The sequence below is a fragment of the Paenibacillus sp. GCM10012306 genome (assembly GCF_042649265.1).
GTDB lineage: Bacteria > Bacillota > Bacilli > Paenibacillales > Paenibacillaceae > Paenibacillus_AQ.
Window position 1 is genome coordinate 23,507 of the sequence record NZ_JBHRYW010000010.1, and the last position, 19,709, is coordinate 43,215.

A 19,709-nucleotide genomic window follows, 5' to 3' on the forward strand; every position below is an offset into this window, starting at 1 on the left:
TTGCCGGCATCATGCTACCGGAAGGAGATCCAAGATGTCTAAGCTCAAGATCCCTGTCCAAACGGTCCAATCGAGCATCCTGCAGGAAAATGCCGTCATGCTTGGAGACCGATCCATGAAAAGACTCAAAATTCCGGCAAACGGCACGCTTCAGCTCGCCTTCGGCTCATTCCGGCAGGACGTAACCGTCATTCCGGTTCCCAAGTCCGACAGTTTGCGCGTAAGTGAGGGGCTGGCGCGACGAGCCGGATTTAAATTCCGGCATAAACTAAACGTCTCCTACAGCACGGGCAGCCGCACCCTCCGGCTTGGACCATTGATCGGCGTTCTTGTCAGCCGCCACTATCCCGATCAGCCCGAGCGGCTGTTCGGAGCCATCACGATGTTCTGCCGGGAATTGACCAATGCCTGCCATGCACAGGGAGCCTATGTATATTTCATTACCCCTGAATCATTGGAGACATCTGGTTCATCCATTCAGGGCTGGGTATACGAAGAGGGCTGGCGCAAGCGAAATCTGCCCATTGCCGATGTCATCAACAACCGACTCACCACGCGCAAGGTAGAGAACAAACCTAGCGTACAGCATTTCCTGGCCGATGTAAAATCGCGCTACGGCACACATTTCTTCAACGAAAAATTTCTTGACAAAACAGAGGTGTTCGAGGCGTTGAAACAAGATGCCTCCTTGCAGCGGTACTTGCCCGAATCCCATATGCTGAACGGTTCTGCCGTGCTGAAGCGGATGTGCAGCCATTATCAGAGCGTATTCCTGAAGCCAGTACGCGGAAGTCTGGGCAAAGGCATCCTCCGCATTTCCAAGGAAGACGGGGGCGGATACCTGCTGCAATCTACCACACCAATGGGCTCCCGCAGGCAGTCGTATCCCACACTTGCGAAGCTCTTTCAGGCCATTTCTCCCAAAATGAAAAGCACCCGCTACCAGATCCAGCAAGGTCTCCCCCTGCTGGAAATAGGGCGGAGACCCGTCGATTTCCGGGCACTGGTGCAGAAGAATGGTACCGGCAAATGGGGTGTTACTTCCATCGTCGCCCGTACAGCTGGCAACAACCATTTCGTGTCGAACCTGGCGCGGGGCGGTACCCTCAGCACTGTCCGGGAAGCGGTGAACAAAAGCAGCCTTCCTTCCGGTGTGAAGGATAGCGTGCAGCTCGGATTGCCCCGAGCAGCCCTTGCCATAGCTCGCGGAATAGAGAGTTATATCCCGGCCCACTTCGGTGAACTCGGGATCGATCTGGCACTCGACCAATCCGGCCGGATCTGGCTGCTCGAAGTGAACTCCAAGCCATCCAAGAACGACAACACACCGCTGAACGATCAAAAAATAAGACCATCCGTCAAGCAAATGGTTCTGTACTGCCGTTACCTGGCCGGTTTATAAGGAGGATCTCATGGAGACATCAACACTAGGGTTCCTTGGCGTCATGACAGGCCGCCGCAATGGCAACCCTCCCATCGCAGAGCCCGCCTTTTGTAGCCAGCTGTGCCAGGCCGCTCCGTTATTCAATCTGGATGTTCTCATCTTCCAGCCTAAAGGCGTAGCAGCAGACGGATCAAGTGTCACCGGGTATATGTGGCAGGACGGCAGCTGGCAGAACATTACGGCCGCACCGCCAGATGTGGTCTATAACCGCTGTTTCTACAGCAGCCGAAAGGAGCGGCAGGAAGCTTCGGCTGCGCTGGCCGCCCTTCCCCGCTCATTGCCCTGGTCCCGCGGGCTACCCGACAAATGGAGCGTATACAAGATTCTGAAGTCCATTCGCAGCGCGGCGCCGCTGCTACCCGAGACCCGGCTCTATAGTGGCCGTGACCGACTGAGCACCATGCTCGCAGAGAGAGAATACGGCGTATTCCTGAAGCCCAGGGCCGGTTCGCATGGCAAGCGCACGTTACATGCCAGGTTGATTCACGGAGGCACAGGGGGGCTTCGCGTGAGTGGCCGGGACGGTGCCAACACACCGTTTCACCTCGCTTTTGCCAGTGAGCAAGAAGGTCTCGACTGGATACACGACTTCATCGACTCGCGCCGTTACATTATACAGCCTTATCTGCATCTCACTGGCAGCACAGGCCAGCCGTTCGACATTCGTGTCCTTATGCAGAAAGATGGCAGCGGCGTGTGGGGACTCACAGGAATGGCCGTCCGGCTCGGCAGCAAGGGAACGCTCACCTCGAACCTGCACGGCGGTGGAACTGCCGTCTCTCCCTTACCCTTCCTGACCGCAGAATACGGTTTGGCAGGCAAGGATATTGTGGAGGAACTGGCCGTTCATGCTGCTTTCCTGCCGGCTGTGCTGGAGGATGCCTGCGGCAGGCTCGGTGAGCTCGGCCTTGACTTCGGGATTGACGAAGGCGGCCGGATCTGGCTGCTCGAGGCCAATTCCAAGCCGGGACGATCTGTGTTTCGCCTGACAGGCGACCGCCGGGCTATCAAGCTATCTACTGAAAACCCGCTGCGCTACGCCCGCCATCTGATGCTTGCAAGGCGTATACAGCCGACATGGTCACCACTGCGGCTTCGTTCACACGGGAATAAATCAATGATTCCTAAGGAGGATTCATAAATGGGTCTCACTTTTTGCAACGTCCATTTCACCAAACAGCCCCAGAGGATCGTATATGTATCGGGCTCGCTGATGAAAAGCCTGAAGCTATCCGGTAAAAAGAACATTCGCCTGCGGCTGGGCAAGGATACAATTCCGGCGATCATCAAACCCATCAAGCGAGCCGGCAAGCATATGTTTCTCGCCTCTGGTGTGAAGAGCGCCATCAAGGTTCCGAAGACTGGCGGCATTTACTTGCGCAATTTGGAGAACGATGAGGTACAGCTCGGACCTCTGGTCGGTATATTATCCGATGGGCCGACTTCCTCTTCCCAGCCCTTCGGCTCCCGCACAGGATTCATCAAACAGCTGCTGCGTGAAGGCAGCAATAAATGCTATATTTTTGCCTTCACCCCACGCGATATCAATTGGCAGCAGGAGCAAATATACGGTTATTTCCTGACTTCAAACGGCAAATTCGAACGCAAAATGGTGCCGTTGCCCGATGTCGTCTACAATCGACTTCCCAGCAGAAGGGCGGAAACCTCTCCTTACATCAACCAGCTGCGGGAACGATTCATGCGCAAGAAGATTCCTTACTTCAACTGGAGCTTCTTTAATAAATCCGATATTTATCGACTGCTGGAGAACGACTCCACGGCAAACCGCTACGTGCCGGAGACCCATACCAACCCTAACACGGAGAAAATGCGCGATATGCTGGACCGTCATCATTTCGTATATTACAAACCGTCAGCGGGCAGCCTTGGACACGGCATTTACCGGCTCACTTATTTGCCGAAAAAGGGCTACTTTGCCCGTTACCGCAAGAATGGCAAGAACGTGCTGCTGCGCTTCTCAAACTTCGAGAGCCTAATGCGTATGCTGCGGGGGCGCCATGGCCAACAGCTTCAGAATTATATCGTACAGCAGGGCATCCGGCTCATTGAAATTGATGGCTGCCCTATCGACTTCCGTTTTCATATGCACAAGAACGGCAGTAACCAGTGGGTTGTCGTCGGGATCGGCGCCAAGAAGGCCGGACGGGGCAGCGTCACTACTCACCTCAAAAATGGTGGTGCACTACTCACGCCACAGCAGGCGCTTGGCCGTGTATTCGGAAGCAAGGCTGATGAAGTGCTTCAGCGTGCCAAGAGTACTGCTGTCAGACTGGCAGAGTCGCTGGAAATCCAGCATCGACATCTGCTGGGCGAGATCGGCTTCGATCTTGGGATCGACCAGGATGAGGAAATCTGGATGTTCGAGGCGAATGCCAAACCCGGACGCTCCATCTTCCGCCACCCTTCCCTGCGCGCTGAGGGCAGAGCTTCCATCGAGCATATTTTGGAACATTGCCTGTATCTCAGCAAATTCCGCAGGAGGGATGAGCCTTGAACATCCGCATTCCCGATGAGAGCAAGCCCGTTATCGCCATCCTGACCACCAGTGACAAGCGTCTGAAATTCTGCGGCAACCGCAGTAATTTCCGTGATATTATTCGCACCGGCAAAGAACTGGGTTACCTCGTATATGTAGTTACCGTCCGTGATCTCAAGCTGGAGGAACGGTTCATCAACGGTTATATCCCTTCTCCAAGCGGCAAGCAGTGGTACAGCATCCCTGTACCACTGCCACAGATCATCTATAATCGGGTGGCGAGCAGGGAAAAGGAAGAACTTAAGCCTGTGGCCCGCAAAATCGCCCAGTGTCTGGAGCATCCTGGCATCCATCTCTACAATCCGTATTTTTTCAACAAATGGAATCTATTCGAATGGCTACACAGTTCTCGCTTCACCTCAAAGCATGTACCCAAGACCCGCCGACTGCGCAGTCCGAGCACCTTGACAGCCATGCTGAAGAATCACGGCAGTCTCTATCTGAAGCCCGAGACCGGCAAAGCCGGTAAAGGCATCATGCGACTGAAGTATCTTGAAGAAACGCCACTGCCCTACCGACTACAAATCCAGACTGGCAAAAAAAACGTTACCTACAAAACAGCTTCCATTGAACGCCTCTGGAGTCGCATCAGCAAGGAGAAGGGAACGACTCGATATATCGTTCAGGAGGCCATTGAGCTGGCCACTCACCGCGGTCGCCCCTTCGATCTGCGCGTGCTGCTGCAAAAGAATAACCGGGGCAACTGGGGCGTTACAGGCATCGGCGCCCGGCTGGCCGGCGCCCGCAGCATCACTACCCACGTTCCGCGTGGCGGCACCGTCGAAGAACCCTCCAGCATGCTGGAGGGAACCTTCAGCACCGAGCGGAGCGCGGCCATTCTCAAGAACGTGCCCACGACAGCCCTGTTAATGGCCCGCCAGATTGAGCGGGCCTCCGAGTATAGACTTGGGGAAATGTCCATGGATTTCGGAGTCGATCGTAACGGTGGTCTCTGGTTCTTCGAGGCCAACTCACGACCGATGAAATTCGATGAACCGGCGATCCGCAAGCTATCACTGGAACGGATCTTCCAGTACAGCCAGCATCTGTCCCAGCATCCCGAATAATCTTGCCTGAAGGAAGTGACAACGACATGCAAATCTCTTCCATCTACGACACGGCCCCTGCAGAGTGGAGCGCTCGGCTGGATGGCCTGCTGCATTTCATCCGGCAGCACGGTGATCGGCGGATCACAATCCAGGGTTACCGGACGCTAGCTGCATTGACTCCACAGCAGCTTGCCCTCCCTGGCGTATCGCTGCTGGTGGCTACCGTGCGCGGCCAGTACGGCCGCCAGCTTGCAGGCCTTTGCTTCGTGTCTGGCTTCGGCAAGGAAGCATGCCTTGTCGCCGTCCATCCGCTGTATCGGGGTAAGCATACTGGCTCTTCGCTTCTGACGGCACAGCTGCAACGTCTTGGCAGACTGGAATGCAGTGTCGCCAGTGACAATATCGCCAGCCTGAAAATGTGCTTCCGGGCTGGCTTGGCTGCGGTGGCTCTCACCACTGGACCAACCGGCAAGCCCACGCTTGAGCTGCGTTCGCCAGAATATGCGGGAAGTACTACCATCTCTTCACAAGAAGGTGAACTACTGTGTCACAACCCGTCTTAGGCATTCTTACATTGTATCTGAACGATGCCAAGCAGCTCGAAGAAAAAAGTGTGTATCGGCGGATGATTATCGAAGGCGGCAAGCTCGGGCTGGATGTCTTTGTCTTTACACCTATGGATGTACACGCCACGAAAGAGCAAGTCTACGCGATGGTCTATGACTCCAAAACCGGGAAATGGTCCCGCAAGTGGCGGGCCTTGCCGGGGATGATCTTTGATCGCTGCCGTATCCAGAAAAGCGCCCGCTTCCAGCAGCTTCTTCGCTTCCGTGCCCGCTACAATCATCTGACCTTTCTAAACCGGCCGCTGCGCAACAAATGGACCATTCACCAAACCTTCTCGCAAAAGCAGCGTTTCCGGCAGCATCTCCCGGACACGCTGCTCTATCAGTCTTCCACCGACCTCAAACGGATGCTTAAAAAGCATTCCGTCGTTTATATCAAGCCGATTAATGGCACTGGCGGACGCGGAATTCTACGCATCGAGAAGAAGGCCAGTGCACAAAGCTTCTTCGACATACAGGGCCGCCGGCAGAACCGCCACATTATCCCTCCACGCAAGGTCTCGCTCTCCCAGCTTGAAAGTGTAGTCCGTCAGTGGTGTATTGGAAGTACTTTTCTCGCACAGCAGGGCATTCCTCTTCGTCTGCCGAATGGCCGCTTCCATGATTACCGCATGCTGGTTCAGAAGAATGGTCTTGGCGTCTGGGAACTAACGGGAATGGCCGGACGAGTCGGAGCGGCGCGCAGCGTAACCTCTAACCTGCATGGCGGCGGCCATGCTGTTCGGGCTGAGAAACTACTCAGAAGCTGGCTGGGTAGCCAGGAGAAAGCCGGGAAGGTAATGAACACGGCCGAGAAGCTGGGGATCGAAGCCGCTGCCTATCTGGAAGATACCTTTAGCTCCCTCTGTGAGTTGGCCTTGGATCTTGCCATTGATCGTGAAGGAAGAATCTATATCCTGGAGGTCAACCCCAAGCCTGCTCGTGAGGTCTTTCTCCGGTCCGGCGACACCGAAACCTACCGCAAATCGCTGGTACGTCCGCTGGAATATGCGTTGTGGATTCATAGAAACAAGGAAACTCCGGCGTCTTCCAAAGTCACCGAAGAATAAGGAGGTATGCACTGCCTCACTGTTCCCCCCTTCTTTCATATGTATAGGCGAAAGAGCCCCAGCCCGAACTACACGGACTGAGGCTCTTTATTTTGCAGATATATGTGATTACAACAGCGTTAAAGCAGTCAAGCTACCCTATTCCGCATTATCATAAAGCTCTAACAGCTCGCCAATAGACTCGATAATAACATCCGAGCCCTTAAGCTCATCCTGACGACCGAAGTCTGCATAGGCGCAGCCAATCACGGTCTGCCCGTTGTCTTTTCCTGCCTTAACATCGGAAGAACGGTCTCCTACCATCCAGGCACTGCTGATTCCACGGCTGTCCAGCAGAATGCGCACCAGGTCCGTCTTTGTCGCTGTTCCTTGCCCGCCTGCGCTATACAAGCCTTCGAACAGCTCTTTCAATTCGTGCACGACTACAATGCTATGGATATAGTCCTGCAGCCCGTTACTGGCGACGAACAGACGTACATCCCGTTCTTTTAATGCCACCAGCGTCTCAGCTACCTGCGGATAGAGCAGCGTATTCCCGGCCTCCAGTCCTTCAATCTCCAACTGCAGCAGCAGCTCATCCGCACGACGATGCACATTCTCTCCCGCCTCTGGCATTACAATCTTCCAGATTTGCTCCAGCAACATGCCAACACTTCCAAGGATACGCTCCTCCGGTGGTGTCGTTCCTGTATATAACCCTTCCTCTCGCAAAATGTCGAACATTTTGTGATAGGCCGGCAGCAGTAGGCTTTCCGTCTGGAACAAGGTCCCGTCCATATCGAAGATGATCGCTTCCGGCTTCTTCAGCTGCGGGATCTGATTGTTCTGTTCAAAACTGGTTTCTTCCTGACTCATGAAATAACTCCTTTCTTATGCTGTATTTATGCATTCTATGATATCGGAAAGCTGCCGGGATAGCGATGGATAAATTCATCTTGCCTTCCATATATCAGTATGATATATTTCATTCTGTCATATTACAATGTGATATATAAAAGGAGTGATCTTTTATGTTTACTGTAGCTTTGAAACTGCTCAAGCAGCCCGCTACCATTATCGGCATTATCACCACCCTGTTGTTTCAAGTATTCTTCAGCCTGATTTGGATCACTGGCTACGACCATGTGACCACTCGCACGGATCAGCTGCCCATTGCAATAGTGAACGAAGACGGTGCGGCAGGCCAGACCATCGCGGATTCTATTGCCGGATCACTTCATTTCCGCACTGAGACCGAAATTACGTTGCCTGATGCCCAGAATGATCTGGAACATCGACGCCTCCGTTTCATCATCCATCTCCCACAAGGCTTCACCTCACAGCTTAGTGACCCTTACGCCACTGCGAAAGTTAACTACATTCTCAACGAATCCAACCCACAGATGGTCAGCTCGGTCATGCAGAGCGTTGCTGCTAAAGTCACCGAGTCACTAAATGAACATACCCGCACGACTACGCTGAACGGTGTCCTTAACAGTATGAAAATCCCAGAAGCACAAGCTGAGATCATCCGGAAGAGCTCCGGACAACGAGTCAGCTCGGATCTTCAGGTAGTCCATCCTCTACGCAACTTCTCCTCCGCCATGGTCCCCCTGATGGTAGTGACAGCTTCTTTTACAGGGGCAATGTTCCTGACGATGAGTCTCAGCAAAGCATCATCCACACTGACAGGCACAGCAGGGAAATGGAAGACTCTGTCCGCCCACTTTATCATCATCGGAGCTACGGCCATCATCGGCTCGCTGGTCGGCACCTCCATGATGAATGGGCTAGGCATTCATTCCGGTTACGGCTTCATAACAATGTGGCTATTCGAATTTGTCGTACTGCTCTCTTGCATGACCATCGCCAATCTCAGCCTCCTCCTGCTCGGAGACATCGGCGCCTGGCTCAACATTGCGCTGCTATCTATCCAGATGCTGGCCTCTGGAGCCACTGTTCCACGCGATATGCTCTCGACGTTCTACCAATCGATTGGCCTGTTCTCACCTGCCTATTACGCAGTGGACGGCATGTTCACCCTTCTCATCGGCGGTTCGGATCTAAGCAGTGACCTCTGGCCCCTAATCTATATTGGGGCTACCGCCGTTGCCATAAGCATCCTCCTGACCTCCATTCGTCGGGAACCGGCAACCACTCCCGGTAATACCCAAATAAGCGCCTAACACTCCTCTTCCCCCAGTCTCAGTTCATTGAGTCTCTGCCTGCGATTGTGGTATGGTAATTAGACAGAGAGGAGCGGCAGGACGTCTATGAATATACAAGATGTGATCTTGGGTCTATTAAGTAAGGAGCCCCATTCTGGCTATGAAATTAAACGTCACTTCGAAGAAGACTTCTCCTTCTTCTTCGATGCCAGCTTTGGTACCATTTATCCAGCCCTGAGCAAGATGGAACGCCAAAATCTCATTAGCAAAGAGACTGTGCATCAAAAAGGCAAGCCTGATAAGAATGTTTTTACCATCACCACTGAAGGAATGGAACAATTCAACCATTACTTGAAGCAGCCTGCCGAGCGAGAAGTGCTGCGCTCTGATTTCCTTATGCACCTCTATTTCGGAGATATGACCGACAAGGACACCCTGAACAATCTTCTACGGCGAGAGATAGAGGATAAACAGGCTATTCATGACCAACTGGCGCAGAAGCTTAAGGATCTTGATGGCAAACTGAGTCCGCATCAGAAACTCTGTATTGAGATTGGAATGACGCAATACAGCGCAGCCGTCGACAAATTGCAGAGTGTGCTGGATTCCTGAGCCAGTACAACAGCCCATGTCTTATTAACCAAAACAAGACGGCCACCCAAGCGTTATGGAGGTGCCCGTCTTGTTTTGGTTTAGAGTATGACAAAAGGCCGGTTTGCAAGCACAATACTGTGCTGCAAACCGGCCTTTATAGGCTGAACAATTTCCGGACTAACCGAAAATTAAATTAGATTTTGTCGAAACTTGAAATAAGCTCGTCCAGAACATCTTTGCTGACCATTTTACCTTTGAAGTTGATCAGGTTTTCCGCGCTGCCGGAGAAGATGCAGGTAGGCTCATATTTTCTAAGAATGATCTTTTCTCCATCAACGAAGATTTCAAGCGGGTCTTTTATGTCAATTCCCATTGTTCTACGCAGTTCAATTGGAATTACGATACGTCCCAGTTCATCTACTTTTCTTACAATTCCTGTTGCTTTCATCTTAAGCATCCTCCCTTGAAATAACACCTAAATAATCATTAGAGTTAAAAGCTATCAAAGCTTCTATAAAGTAGTAACGATTACGTCATATTTGCATTGTAAGGTGCTATTTCTTTCCTGTCAATTTTTTTCTACATTTTTTGATATTTATCGACACTGTTTTTCGACAAATAACACTGTTTTTTCGACAATTTAAAGATTTCGTTAACTATTCTATATGAAAATAGCTTTCATTGAAAGCTATTTATGGAAAATATATAAATTGAACATAAAATCTTTACATTGTAATAGGATTCAAAACCAAAATCAGCAGTTGACGCCTCAGACGCTATATTGGACCGCTACGCATTCGGAGGGTTCTTCCGATCCTCCGCTCTAACGACCGTATAATGCCCATCTCAGATTTTTAGATAGATCCTGTACTAGATTAGTTTATAAAAAAATAAATTAACCATTTATTTCCTTACCCGGGACTTTAGATCTCAGCCTAATTCATATAGTATAATTGACAGAATCACACCCATAACACAGGCATACAGGAGGCACAGAAAATGCATAACTCCCCCGCTTTTCCCGTTGCACAAGCGATCCGGGAACGCCGGAGTATCCGGCAGTACAAGAGCACGCCTGTTCCACAGGAGCTGCTGCTTTCGCTGATGAACACCGCCAACTGGGCGCCTAATCACGCGCTCCGGGAGCCCTGGCGGTTTATCCAATACAAGGGTGCTGCCCGCGAGACCTTTACTGAAGCTGTGCTCGGCGCCATGTCGCATGAAGAACGGCAGAAATACGAGCTTCAGCGGCGGAAGGAATATATGACGATCCCGGTTCATCTCATTGTTGTCATGCAGGAAGACCCGCGGGACAAGCAGTGGACAGAAGACTTCGGCGCCGTGTGCAGCTGGATTCAGAGCTTTCAGCTCGCAGCCTGGGAGCAGGGGCTGGGCGTCGTCTGGAAGACCAATCCCTACATGTTCGCCCCTTACTTCCGGGAGGCTGTCGGCGTTGCTCCTGGCGAGAAAATCGTAGGCGTGCTGCATATCGGTTACCCTGAGGTAATCCCGCCAGCCAAACCGCGTACACCGGCAGAAACTCGGCTCACAGTGCACGAATAGGCATCCATACCGTCAACATGTTCGCGCCATGCAAAAGGGTGTCTCACCGCCATCGGTCATGGCGAATGGGACACCCAGTTGGTCATTGCCGCTATAGTCCGAACTTCAGGGCAGGAGATCTCACTTCTCCCATACTTTCCCCGACGAATCAATCCTCGCATTATACGAGAGCTTGTTGAGCTGCTGTATCGTCTGAGCATTGTAATCCGCTCCCATAAAATTGGGCTGGCCCGCGATTATCTTCACGGGAGTGATCACGCCCGTCATATCCGAGCCCTTAATCTCTATATTCAGCAGCATGGAATGAAGCGTCTTATCCCCTCCACGGGTGGAACGATTAAACACGAAATTGCCTAGTGAATAATAGATAGGCTTGTGCTTGTAATACTCAATACCCATCAGACAATGGCTGTGTGCGCCTATAATCATATCGGCTCCGCTGTCAATGATTTGCTTGGCAAGGGTGCGGGCATATTTCTCCGGATAATCTTTGAATTCCTCGTTCCAGTGGATGTACACAATCGTGAAATCATTGACCTTGGATGAGGCCTTAATCTCGCTCAGCAGCGGCTCTAACGTATATGCCGAAGCGGCACCTGGGGTAGATGCTCCTGCATACCAGGAAGGACTAGGGAGTACACGGCTAACACCGAGGATAGCGATTCTTTTTCCTTTGACCGTCTTCACAAACGGCTTGAACGCTTCCTTGATATCAGCGCCTGCGCCCGTATGTCCAATTCCGTATCTGTCCAGATGAACCAACGTGTCCAGCATTGCCGTCCTGCCGTAATCCAGAATATGATTATTGGCCAGGGTCACACCGTCAATGCCGGCAAAGACTAGTCCACTCAAAGCTGAGGGCTTGGAACGGAAAACAAAGCTTTTCTGTGAAGGCGTTCCCCGGGTAGACACCGGTGTCTCCAGATTGGCAAAAGCCAAATCTGCCTTCTGGAGTACCGGCGCCACCTTCACGAATGGATAATTGGCCCCGTAGCGGGCAATTTGCTCACCTACGAAGCCGTCCAGCAGGATATCGCCTGCAAAAGATAGCTGAATGCGCTGTGGTTCCGCTTCCTCTCCATTAGCAGGAGATGCGCCCGTAACAAGTAGTAGCATAATGATCATAAGGATTGCTGATTTGCGCAACAGTTTAACCCCTTTATCTTCTGATTCACTGCAGTCTGCTGTGCTGCTACTCTACTATACAAGGCACAAACTTCCATATAAAGGGTATAAAGTCCAGTAGTTATCCTTAGATTTACTAGGCATATGGGCCTGAATAAATCAATGCCTGTCAGCTATGTTGTTTTTTTAGCACAGCCCGGAAGCAATTCAAGCCATCCCAGGCGTCCGTCCGTACGGCATCCGAAGGCAGCTCAAAATCAGTCTCGCCCCAGTACTGAAATCCCGCCTGCAGCAGCAAGCCGTTCATGAGCTGGAGATTTACTGTTGGGTAATCAAAAGTCAGGATTAAGAGACCCTCATCGTTCAAAATCCGGTGGAACTCTCCCAGTGCGTGATACTGATCCAACAGCGACAGATGCTCCAGGACAGAGATGCAGAATACCGTGTCAAAATATTCATCCTCGTAAGGCAGCGCTGTTAGATCGGCTTGGGCCAGATGCAGGCGTGTAGTCCTTCCAGCCTGTACCTGCCATGCTGCGTCCTTTCCAATATCGTGGGAAATCTCCGCCAGTATAGCTTCCTTGCTAACAATTCTTGCATCCATATCGCAGGCATGAACCTCCTCACAGACGTCGGTGAGATAGAACTTGAGCGGATGAGAGATACCACAAGCTGCATCCAGCACCACATCATGTGAGGAGACGAAATGCGTACACCATTCGTATTCATAAGGACGGCTCCACCAGGACTTCGGCAAATCATATATCAATTTATCGCGCCTTGCATCGGTGTTGACAAAGAAACGGGAGACATAGGGATGTGTTGGCATGGCCAGGACTCCTTTAACGGGAATTTCGGTAGTGAGAGTATATTCAGGATTCACTGATTCATGCCTGGACCTCCTATAGTGGGATGGGTGCACAGCACAAAAAGACGCTGATCCGCAAGGGTTCAGTCGTCTTTGATAACAGGGCAGGGTCGGCTTCGCCTTCTCTAAGGTTCAGCACGACCCTGCCGTCGTTTCAAGCCAGTAGGCTTGTCACGTTCTAGGTATAGTAGGAAATAGGTTTAGGCGCCGTACCATGTCTTTCAATCAGGGCATCCACCAGCGCCGACCATTCCGGGTCCACTGTGCAGAGCTCCGGATGATTCTCAAACCAGGACAGCGAACGCTTGACACCCTCGATAAAAGGAACTGTGCAGACAAAATCCGGTACCAGGGACTTGATCTTGCTGTTGTCGAATACGCTGCTCACCGCCTGGTCGCCAATCAGACCGTCTGCGGTTCCCGGAGGCGTAAAGGCGGCAATGAAGTCTGTGGAGATGTGCACGACCTGTGGCTCTGCGCCTGCCGCTTCACCGAGACCTGCATAAATCTGATTCCAGTTTAGAACCTCATCCGAGGTAATATGAATCGCTTCTCCCAATGCTTCAGGATGTCCCAGCAAGCCCACGAATCCCTTGGCAAAATCCGTGTTGTGTGTCAGCGTCCACAGTGAGGTTCCATCCCCATGCACGATGATCGGTTGGCCTTTGCGGATACGGTCCACCAGCGTCCATGGATGCTCCCAGCTCGTCAATGCCGCCGGAATTGCCGTATCTCCGTAAGTATGCGACGGTCGTACGATGGTCACCGGGAAGCCGCTATTCCGGTATGCTTCCATTAACAGCTCTTCACAGGCAATCTTGTCCCGGGAATACTGCCAGTAAGGATTCTCCATTGGCGTTTCTTCCGTCACCAGGTAGCTGCGCTGCGGCTTCTGATAAGCAGAAGCCGAGCTGATGAAGATATACTGCTTGGTCTTACCTGTAAACAGCTCAATGTCGGTCTGAACATGCTCCGGTGTAAAGGCAATCCAGTTCACCACCACATCGAATTCATGGTCCTTCAGCACAGCAGCAGCCTCAGCCTGCTGGCGAATATCTCCCGTGATGACCTTCGCGCCTTCTGGTACGAATTCATCCCGTTGTCCTCGATTGAACAGATACAGTTCTATACCTCGCTCTACAGCCAGCCTGGACACAGCCTGACTGATCTGACCCGTCCCTCCGATAAACAATACTTTCATCTGACCCAGCTCCTTTTTTAGGAAAATAAGTACCCGAAATAATCACTGAAAAGACTCTTATCCATACCTCTGACGCGTTGTCTGTTAGGGAAGAAAATGCTGCTGTACTGTGCCTTTCCCCTCGAATACCTCTATCTCGGCATAAGCTCCGTTAATCAGTGTAAGCTGCGGCGGAACATGCCCAAAATCCACATCATAAATCACTGGCACGCCCAGTTCCTCGGCAAGTTCCTTGTACATGTCCTCGGCTGTGTATCCATCAAATGGACGATTGGCCGCACTTCTGCCGAACAATAGTCCCGAGCAGTTCCGGAACCAGCCTGCCAGCTTCATCTGGACGAGCGAACGACGTAAATCTGCGGTGTTCAGCTCGCAATTTTCCAGGTACCACAGAATAGGCTCATCATGGATGACCTTCTTTTGAAAAGATGCCACGTCGCCGTACGGTGTGCCGATTAGATGCCTGATGACATCCACACATCCACCCAGCAATCTACCTTTGACCGTTTCCGGCGATCCAGAGACTGTCTTCCATTCCACAGGTTCCGTTAGATGAAAGACATTTGGCGACGGTTCACTTTGTTCCTTCTCTTTGTGATAACGGGGAGCTGAGTGCTGAATATTGGAGCCCCCTGCCTTCGTCATCAATACGGACAGCCATTGCCCGGTAGTCTCATCGCTAACCTCTCCCCGAAAATCATAGAAGCAGGCCCCATGAGCTGTAGCCAGGCCCGTCTTCAGGGTCACCGCCAGCAGTAACGTGCTTATATCCGAATACCCCATAATCCATTTACTTTGGCGCTCAATACATTCAAAATCAATAAACTCCAGCATCTCAATCAACAGCTCGCCACCCCAAGGCGGAAAAATCATCCCGATGGCTTCATCCCCCATCATGGTATTGAATTCCTTGCCACGCACCGGAGCTGGAGCCGACTTAGCCTTATGCTGTGTCCATACGGTATCTCCGCAGACGACCTTGAAGCCTTTGGTCTCCATCTGTTCACAAGCTAACTTGAAGGGATCATGACCCTTTGAGCTCACGCCTGATGAAGGCGCTGTCACTCCTATTGTTGCGTTTTTCTCTAAAAATGGATATCTGATCATAAGTCTTCCTCCTGGATGTCCTAAAACGGCCCTTTTCCCACTGTGATTGACTTTCGTCTAAGCAAATCTGCGGAAAAAGAATAAAATAAACTTAATTATACGACCTTTTGTAGTAGTTTGAAAATCGTTTGAGGGAGAGAACGCCGAATGCCCAAGATAACAGTATTGATGTCGGCTTATAACACCAGGCCTTATATTAAAAATGCAGTGGAAAGCATACTGAATCAGACCTACCGCGACTTTGAATTTCTGATCATCGACGATTGTTCCACCGACGGTACACTGGAATATCTCCAGAGCTTGGAAGATCCGCGAATTCGCCTCATCATCCACGATTCCAACAAAGGGCTGGTTCATTGTCTTAATGAGGGACTGGACTTGTCCACAGGTGAATATATTGCGAGAATGGACAGCGATGATATCAGTGCGCCCCATCGTTTTGAGTCACAGCTCCGCTATATGGAGACCCATCCCGAGGTCGGTGTCCTTGGCACCTTCATCACCCTTTTTCATAACGGGGAACTCATCCCCAGGCCTACAAGTCATGAAGATATTCGCTGCTGGCAGCTTTTCTATTGTTGTGTTGGACATCCTACGGTATTTATGCGGAGCAGCGTACTGAAGGAACATGACATCCACTACAATCCGGGCTTTACACATGCCGAGGACTATGAATTCTGGAGCCGGCTGTCGGAACTCACAAGGATCGAGAATCTGCCCGAATACCTCTACTCCTATCGCGTGCATGAAGGTCAAATCTCTATCCGGCAGCATCAGGCTCAGCGTCTGACGGCGGACCGGGTGCGCAGAATGCTGCTGTATAATCTGGGTGTCTTTCCTACCGAGGAAGAGTTCGAGATTCACATGCAATTCTATCAGCGCACCATTCCCGTTCATGATTATGAGGGATATTCACGAGCACTATCTTGGGCGCGGAAGCTGATGGAGCGTAATCAGGCGAACGGAATCTATGATCAGGAAACACTTAACCGCATTCTGTCTACCTGCTTTACCTGGTCAGAAACAGCATGATCAACGCTTTAGAGAGGAGACTCGGCACTTTACGAGACTACTATAGGATGTAAAAAGAGGAGGTGCCCCCGGCACCTCCTCTTTTGTATGACTGCATTTATCTCGCCTCTCTAGCTCGTATTGCTATAAATTGCTTCTTACATAAGCAATAGCATCGGTCAAAATGGTCACCGGATTGTCTTTCACACCGTCCCTGTTAATCACGGTAAAGGTATCATCCGCCGATACAAGCACACCGGCAAAGGTCTCTACTGCCGTCTCCACTTGAACGCTTTCCCCGACATAGGTTGCGATCTTCTTGGAAAAACTCATTCTGCTTCCACCTCCGCTAGAATGCTAGGTTGAAACGCCAGGATATTCTTGAAATTCACGATTACACTCGCGCCTCCCTCTTCGGTTAACACGGCATATCCGCTCCCGGCTTCAGCTACAATCCCTTCGACGATTTCCCGGTTCGTTGTGATCAGCACATTGTTGCCAATGTTCTCACGGGCCAGCTCCGCGAAAGGAACAGCGGTAATTCGACCCAACGCGCCCAGGATTCCACCAATCACATTGCTGCGTGCGGATGATTGTCCTTTGGCAGATGGCACACTAGCTGTCAAATGGGTCGATGCAGCCTTGGTAGACGGCACACTGGCTTTCGATTGGGCCGATGCAGCCTTAGTAGACGGTACACTGGCTTTCGAATGAGCCGATACAGGCTCACCTGCGGTCGGAGTTAGCTGATCGGAACTTGTCTTCAAAAAGTCTACAATACTTTTGGGAACCGCATTATCCTTGCCCAGAAGCTGAGCCAACAGGCCCGGCCGGGCCACTTTCTCGATCAGCCCTGTCAAATCCTCCAATTTAAATTGTGCTGCCATTCGTTCAAACCTCCATTTATATAGAAGATATGAAACTCTCATTTCCCCGCCAATTCGATCAGTCAATGCATAGAAGAGGCTGCCCCGCAGTCAGATACGACCTTGTGGGACAGCCCCTCGTCAGCCTATAGACGGCACTAGCGTAACTGGCTGCCTATCAACTTTTGCACAGTATCAAGCAAATTGCTTCCGTTCAGATTTAACGAACCCAAGAACGGTTGAACCTGAGACTTTGTTTGCTCAAAGATCCGGCTTAGCTCCCCAACTACTGTGTTCACATCCACATTAGAGCCTGCAAACGAAGTTTGCAGATTCCGGAGTTTGCCAAAGACATCATCCACTACTTGACCGACAGAAACACTGGTCGCTCCGTTATCCACTTTACCAATTGCATTCAACAGCTCGGATTTTGTAGCTTCATCCAGGTTCAGAGCGGCCATTTCGGATTGCAATTGATTGAAGCTTGCTTGATCAATGCTGTCGCTCGCCGTAGTATCCACTTTGGATTGAACGGAACCCAGCTTTCTAAGCAATTGCCCCACCACATTATCATCCTTCAAGGCCAGATTCTGTGCTTTCTCCAGAAACTGGGCCAGTTTGGCTTCCACATCACTCATCCTTTTCCCTCCTTTCCTGCTGCTATATTATGCAAGAATCAGAGGTGTGCTTGGATGGATACATATTTTCTGAAATTAATAGGTCTATAGATTATTGCCAGTTTCAGGACCCTACCTTTTACCATATGCTATCACAAACTTATATCTTCTATTAACAATGAGAGGAAGAGTTTTATTAATGCAGGCGAAGGAGGAAAGGAAAGTCAATGATGCCCGCCCAGCAACAGGCAGATGCCGTATTCTGGAGGAACAAGAAAGTATTCATCACCGGACACACAGGCTTTAAGGGAACCTGGTTGTCTCTGTGGCTGCATTCCCTTGGCGCTTCAGTAACCGGATATGCTCTGAAGCCTCCCACCGAGCCGAACCTGTATGATATTTGCCGCATGGATGAACTGATCACTTCTTATTTGGATGATATTCGAAATCCCGATGCCTTATCCAATGCCCTTGTGCAGACTGCTCCAGATATCGTAATTCATATGGCAGCCCAGCCGCTCGTTCGTGAATCCTACATTAATCCTGCCGCCACCTTCGAGATTAATATGATGGGAACTGTGAATGTATTGGAGGCAGTCCGCACAGCGTCAGCACAAGGAAGCCCGATTCGGGCCGTCCTTAATGTCACAACAGATAAGTGTTACGACAATCGAAAATGGGCCTGGGGCTACAGGGAGAGCGACCGTCTTGGCGGCAGTGATCCCTACTCCGGCAGCAAAGCCTGCTCAGAGCTCATTACAGACAGCTACCGTAGAGCCTTCTTTCATCCAGGTAGTGCAGCCGCTCAGGTCGCTATCGCATCAGCCAGGGCCGGCAATGTCATCGGGGGCGGAGACTGGAGCAAGGAACGCCTGATTCCGGATGTTGTCCGGGCCGTTCTGAGGCAGGAAGCTGTACAGATCCGGTATCCACAGGCAGTAAGGCCCTGGCAGTACGTGCTGGAACCACTGCACGGATATTTACTGTTAGCACAAAAACTGGCCGAGTCCGGCTCACCTTATGATCAGGGGTGGAACTTCGGCCCCGATGATGCCTACTCCGTGGAGCAACTGGTTCAGCGGCTATGCAGCCTATGGGGGGAAGGGGCCAGCTACCTTGTCGACAAGGAGACCAGCCATCCGCCAGAGGCCCATTATTTGCGGTTGGATTCGTCAATGGCGAAGCAGGAGCTAGGCTGGACTCCACGCTGGAATCTGGAGACGGCGCTGGCCCGGACTGTGGAATGGTACAAAGCTGTTCAGCACCAAGAAGACATGCGTCAGGTCAGCCTGCAACAGATCCGCGATTATATGAAAGGAGTACAAAGCGGATGATCATCAAGCCAGGCAGACTGCAGGGAATTTATGAAATCAGCCTCAGTCCCAGTAGCGACCACCGGGGCCATTTTACGCGGATTTATGATCAACAGTTATTCAAGGAGCATGGTCTGGACTGGAATTGGGTTCAGGAGAATCGATCCTTTTCAGGCAAAAAAGGCACGATCAGGGGAATGCATCTACAGTATGGCGACCATGCGGAAACGAAGCTCATCCGGGTAACCCAGGGTGCCATCTTCGATGTTTTTGTAGACCTCAGGCCGGATTCTCCTTCATTTGGTTGCTGGGATTCTGTGCTGCTGACAGAAAACAACAACAAGATGGTATATATCAGCAAAGGGTTTGCTCACGGATTCTGTACACTTCAGGATGCTTGTGAAGTTGTGTACAAAGTGGACCGCTGCTATGCCCCGCAGCATGAAGGCGGCGTACGCTGGAACGACGAGACATTGCGCATTACCTGGCCGATTCTGAGGCCGATTATGTCAGACAGAGATATGCAACTTCCCACCCTGGAGGAATACAAACGACATTTAGAACAAAATTAA

General features: G+C 51.3%; 21 protein-coding genes. 12 read left to right on the forward strand and 9 right to left on the reverse strand.

What is annotated here, in order from left to right:
* Positions 1-34 precede the first annotated feature (34 nt).
* The 6 genes from ACFORK_RS20605 to ACFORK_RS20630 are packed head-to-tail and all read left to right on the forward strand — an operon-like array spanning position 35 to position 6,725.
* Positions 35-1,402, forward strand: a complete 1,368-nt coding sequence (locus ACFORK_RS20605) for a YheC/YheD family endospore coat-associated protein (protein ID WP_379202480.1) — start codon at positions 35-37, stop codon at positions 1,400-1,402.
* 10 nt (positions 1,403-1,412) lie between these two features.
* The gene (locus tag ACFORK_RS20610; RefSeq protein WP_379202482.1) at positions 1,413-2,585 is read left to right on the forward strand and encodes a YheC/YheD family endospore coat-associated protein; all 1,173 of its coding nucleotides are present in this window, start codon (positions 1,413-1,415) and stop codon (positions 2,583-2,585) included.
* The gene (locus ACFORK_RS20615; RefSeq protein WP_379202484.1) at positions 2,586-3,959 is read left to right on the forward strand and encodes a YheC/YheD family endospore coat-associated protein; all 1,374 of its coding nucleotides are present in this window, start codon (positions 2,586-2,588) and stop codon (positions 3,957-3,959) included.
* Complete coding sequence (locus ACFORK_RS20620; RefSeq protein WP_379202486.1) at positions 3,956-5,068, forward strand: YheC/YheD family endospore coat-associated protein; 1,113 nt, start codon at positions 3,956-3,958, stop codon at positions 5,066-5,068. The genes ACFORK_RS20615 and ACFORK_RS20620 overlap by 4 nt, the downstream gene beginning before the upstream one ends.
* Positions 5,069-5,094: 26 nt before the next feature.
* Positions 5,095-5,613: a GNAT family N-acetyltransferase gene (locus ACFORK_RS20625; protein ID WP_379202488.1), complete on the forward strand. Its 519-nt coding sequence runs from the start codon at positions 5,095-5,097 to the stop codon at positions 5,611-5,613.
* Positions 5,595-6,725, forward strand: coding sequence for a YheC/YheD family endospore coat-associated protein (locus ACFORK_RS20630; protein ID WP_379202490.1), 1,131 nt, complete (start codon positions 5,595-5,597; stop codon positions 6,723-6,725). The genes ACFORK_RS20625 and ACFORK_RS20630 overlap by 19 nt, the downstream gene beginning before the upstream one ends.
* A gap of 138 nt (positions 6,726-6,863) precedes the next feature.
* On the opposite strand, the gene ACFORK_RS20635 is transcribed toward ACFORK_RS20630, so the two are convergent.
* The gene (locus ACFORK_RS20635; RefSeq protein WP_379202492.1) at positions 6,864-7,580 is read right to left on the reverse strand and encodes an HAD hydrolase-like protein; all 717 of its coding nucleotides are present in this window, start codon (positions 7,578-7,580) and stop codon (positions 6,864-6,866) included.
* 155 nt (positions 7,581-7,735) lie between these two features.
* Between ACFORK_RS20635 and ACFORK_RS20640 the strand changes: the two genes are divergently transcribed.
* Positions 7,736-8,890 carry a YhgE/Pip domain-containing protein gene (locus tag ACFORK_RS20640; protein ID WP_379202494.1) on the forward strand — a complete coding sequence of 385 codons (1,155 nt, stop codon included), beginning with the start codon at positions 7,736-7,738 and terminating at the stop codon, positions 8,888-8,890.
* 87 nt (positions 8,891-8,977) lie between these two features.
* A complete protein-coding gene (locus tag ACFORK_RS20645; RefSeq protein ID WP_379202496.1) occupies positions 8,978-9,484 on the forward strand; it encodes a helix-turn-helix transcriptional regulator in 507 nt (168 codons plus the stop codon).
* A 175-nt stretch (positions 9,485-9,659) separates the two neighbouring features.
* On the opposite strand, the gene ACFORK_RS20650 is transcribed toward ACFORK_RS20645, so the two are convergent.
* Positions 9,660-9,914: an AbrB/MazE/SpoVT family DNA-binding domain-containing protein gene (locus ACFORK_RS20650; RefSeq protein ID WP_379202498.1), complete on the reverse strand. Its 255-nt coding sequence runs from the start codon at positions 9,912-9,914 to the stop codon at positions 9,660-9,662.
* Between the two features lie 551 nt (positions 9,915-10,465).
* Here ACFORK_RS20650 and ACFORK_RS20655 point away from each other — a divergent pair.
* Positions 10,466-11,029: a nitroreductase family protein gene (locus tag ACFORK_RS20655; protein ID WP_379202500.1), complete on the forward strand. Its 564-nt coding sequence runs from the start codon at positions 10,466-10,468 to the stop codon at positions 11,027-11,029.
* Positions 11,030-11,149: 120 nt separating this feature from the next.
* On the opposite strand, the gene ACFORK_RS20660 is transcribed toward ACFORK_RS20655, so the two are convergent.
* The 4 genes from ACFORK_RS20660 to ACFORK_RS20675 form a co-directional block, all read right to left on the reverse strand.
* Positions 11,150-12,154, reverse strand: a complete 1,005-nt coding sequence (locus ACFORK_RS20660; protein ID WP_379202502.1) for a CapA family protein — start codon at positions 12,152-12,154, stop codon at positions 11,150-11,152.
* A gap of 169 nt (positions 12,155-12,323) precedes the next feature.
* Positions 12,324-12,983 (reverse strand): class I SAM-dependent methyltransferase, encoded by a 660-nt coding sequence (locus ACFORK_RS20665; protein WP_379202504.1) that lies wholly within the window; start codon positions 12,981-12,983, stop codon positions 12,324-12,326.
* A gap of 217 nt (positions 12,984-13,200) precedes the next feature.
* Positions 13,201-14,223, reverse strand: coding sequence for an SDR family oxidoreductase (locus ACFORK_RS20670; protein WP_379202506.1), 1,023 nt, complete (start codon positions 14,221-14,223; stop codon positions 13,201-13,203).
* Between the two features lie 84 nt (positions 14,224-14,307).
* Positions 14,308-15,330 (reverse strand): S66 family peptidase, encoded by a 1,023-nt coding sequence (locus ACFORK_RS20675; protein ID WP_379202508.1) that lies wholly within the window; start codon positions 15,328-15,330, stop codon positions 14,308-14,310.
* Between the two features lie 147 nt (positions 15,331-15,477).
* On the opposite strand from ACFORK_RS20675, the gene ACFORK_RS20680 reads away from it, so the two are divergent.
* Entirely contained in the window at positions 15,478-16,362 is an 885-nt protein-coding gene (locus ACFORK_RS20680) for a glycosyltransferase family 2 protein (protein WP_379202510.1), read from the forward strand.
* A 123-nt stretch (positions 16,363-16,485) separates the two neighbouring features.
* On the opposite strand, the gene ACFORK_RS20685 is transcribed toward ACFORK_RS20680, so the two are convergent.
* From ACFORK_RS20685 to ACFORK_RS20695, 3 genes are all read right to left on the reverse strand, one after another.
* The gene (locus ACFORK_RS20685; RefSeq protein WP_379202512.1) at positions 16,486-16,674 is read right to left on the reverse strand and encodes a hypothetical protein; all 189 of its coding nucleotides are present in this window, start codon (positions 16,672-16,674) and stop codon (positions 16,486-16,488) included.
* Positions 16,671-17,228, reverse strand: coding sequence for a hypothetical protein (locus tag ACFORK_RS20690; RefSeq protein ID WP_379202514.1), 558 nt, complete (start codon positions 17,226-17,228; stop codon positions 16,671-16,673). The genes ACFORK_RS20685 and ACFORK_RS20690 overlap by 4 nt, the downstream gene beginning before the upstream one ends.
* Before the next feature lie 137 nt (positions 17,229-17,365).
* Positions 17,366-17,845 (reverse strand): hypothetical protein, encoded by a 480-nt coding sequence (locus ACFORK_RS20695; RefSeq protein WP_379202516.1) that lies wholly within the window; start codon positions 17,843-17,845, stop codon positions 17,366-17,368.
* Between the two features lie 206 nt (positions 17,846-18,051).
* On the opposite strand from ACFORK_RS20695, the gene rfbG reads away from it, so the two are divergent.
* Together rfbG and rfbC are read left to right on the forward strand one after the other, a co-directional pair.
* A complete protein-coding gene (rfbG, locus tag ACFORK_RS20700; RefSeq protein WP_379202518.1) occupies positions 18,052-19,158 on the forward strand; it encodes a CDP-glucose 4,6-dehydratase in 1,107 nt (368 codons plus the stop codon).
* On the forward strand, positions 19,155-19,709 hold the full coding sequence (rfbC, locus tag ACFORK_RS20705; RefSeq protein ID WP_379202520.1) for a dTDP-4-dehydrorhamnose 3,5-epimerase: 555 nt from the start codon (positions 19,155-19,157) through the stop codon (positions 19,707-19,709). The genes rfbG and rfbC overlap by 4 nt, the downstream gene beginning before the upstream one ends.

Excerpts from the sequence above, each read along its gene's own strand:
- ACFORK_RS20605 (WP_379202480.1), top strand. The coding sequence starts at position 35 with ATGTCTAAGCTCAAGATCCCTGTCCAAACGGTCCAATCGAGCATCCTG.
- ACFORK_RS20610 (WP_379202482.1), top strand. The coding sequence starts at position 1,413 with ATGGAGACATCAACACTAGGGTTCCTTGGCGTCATGACAGGCCGCCGC.
- ACFORK_RS20615 (WP_379202484.1), top strand. The coding sequence starts at position 2,586 with ATGGGTCTCACTTTTTGCAACGTCCATTTCACCAAACAGCCCCAGAGG.
- ACFORK_RS20625 (WP_379202488.1), top strand. The coding sequence starts at position 5,095 with ATGCAAATCTCTTCCATCTACGACACGGCCCCTGCAGAGTGGAGCGCT.
- ACFORK_RS20635 (WP_379202492.1), bottom strand. The coding sequence starts at position 7,580 with ATGAGTCAGGAAGAAACCAGTTTTGAACAGAACAATCAGATCCCGCAG.
- ACFORK_RS20640 (WP_379202494.1), top strand. The coding sequence starts at position 7,736 with ATGTTTACTGTAGCTTTGAAACTGCTCAAGCAGCCCGCTACCATTATC.
- ACFORK_RS20645 (WP_379202496.1), top strand. The coding sequence starts at position 8,978 with ATGAATATACAAGATGTGATCTTGGGTCTATTAAGTAAGGAGCCCCAT.
- ACFORK_RS20650 (WP_379202498.1), bottom strand. The coding sequence starts at position 9,914 with ATGAAAGCAACAGGAATTGTAAGAAAAGTAGATGAACTGGGACGTATC.
- ACFORK_RS20655 (WP_379202500.1), top strand. The coding sequence starts at position 10,466 with ATGCATAACTCCCCCGCTTTTCCCGTTGCACAAGCGATCCGGGAACGC.
- ACFORK_RS20660 (WP_379202502.1), bottom strand. The coding sequence starts at position 12,154 with ATGATCATTATGCTACTACTTGTTACGGGCGCATCTCCTGCTAATGGA.
- ACFORK_RS20665 (WP_379202504.1), bottom strand. The coding sequence starts at position 12,983 with ATGCCAACACATCCCTATGTCTCCCGTTTCTTTGTCAACACCGATGCA.
- ACFORK_RS20670 (WP_379202506.1), bottom strand. The coding sequence starts at position 14,223 with ATGAAAGTATTGTTTATCGGAGGGACGGGTCAGATCAGTCAGGCTGTG.
- ACFORK_RS20675 (WP_379202508.1), bottom strand. The coding sequence starts at position 15,330 with ATGATCAGATATCCATTTTTAGAGAAAAACGCAACAATAGGAGTGACA.
- ACFORK_RS20680 (WP_379202510.1), top strand. The coding sequence starts at position 15,478 with ATGCCCAAGATAACAGTATTGATGTCGGCTTATAACACCAGGCCTTAT.
- ACFORK_RS20685 (WP_379202512.1), bottom strand. The coding sequence starts at position 16,674 with ATGAGTTTTTCCAAGAAGATCGCAACCTATGTCGGGGAAAGCGTTCAA.
- ACFORK_RS20690 (WP_379202514.1), bottom strand. The coding sequence starts at position 17,228 with ATGGCAGCACAATTTAAATTGGAGGATTTGACAGGGCTGATCGAGAAA.
- ACFORK_RS20695 (WP_379202516.1), bottom strand. The coding sequence starts at position 17,845 with ATGAGTGATGTGGAAGCCAAACTGGCCCAGTTTCTGGAGAAAGCACAG.
- rfbG (WP_379202518.1), top strand. The coding sequence starts at position 18,052 with ATGATGCCCGCCCAGCAACAGGCAGATGCCGTATTCTGGAGGAACAAG.
- rfbC (WP_379202520.1), top strand. The coding sequence starts at position 19,155 with ATGATCATCAAGCCAGGCAGACTGCAGGGAATTTATGAAATCAGCCTC.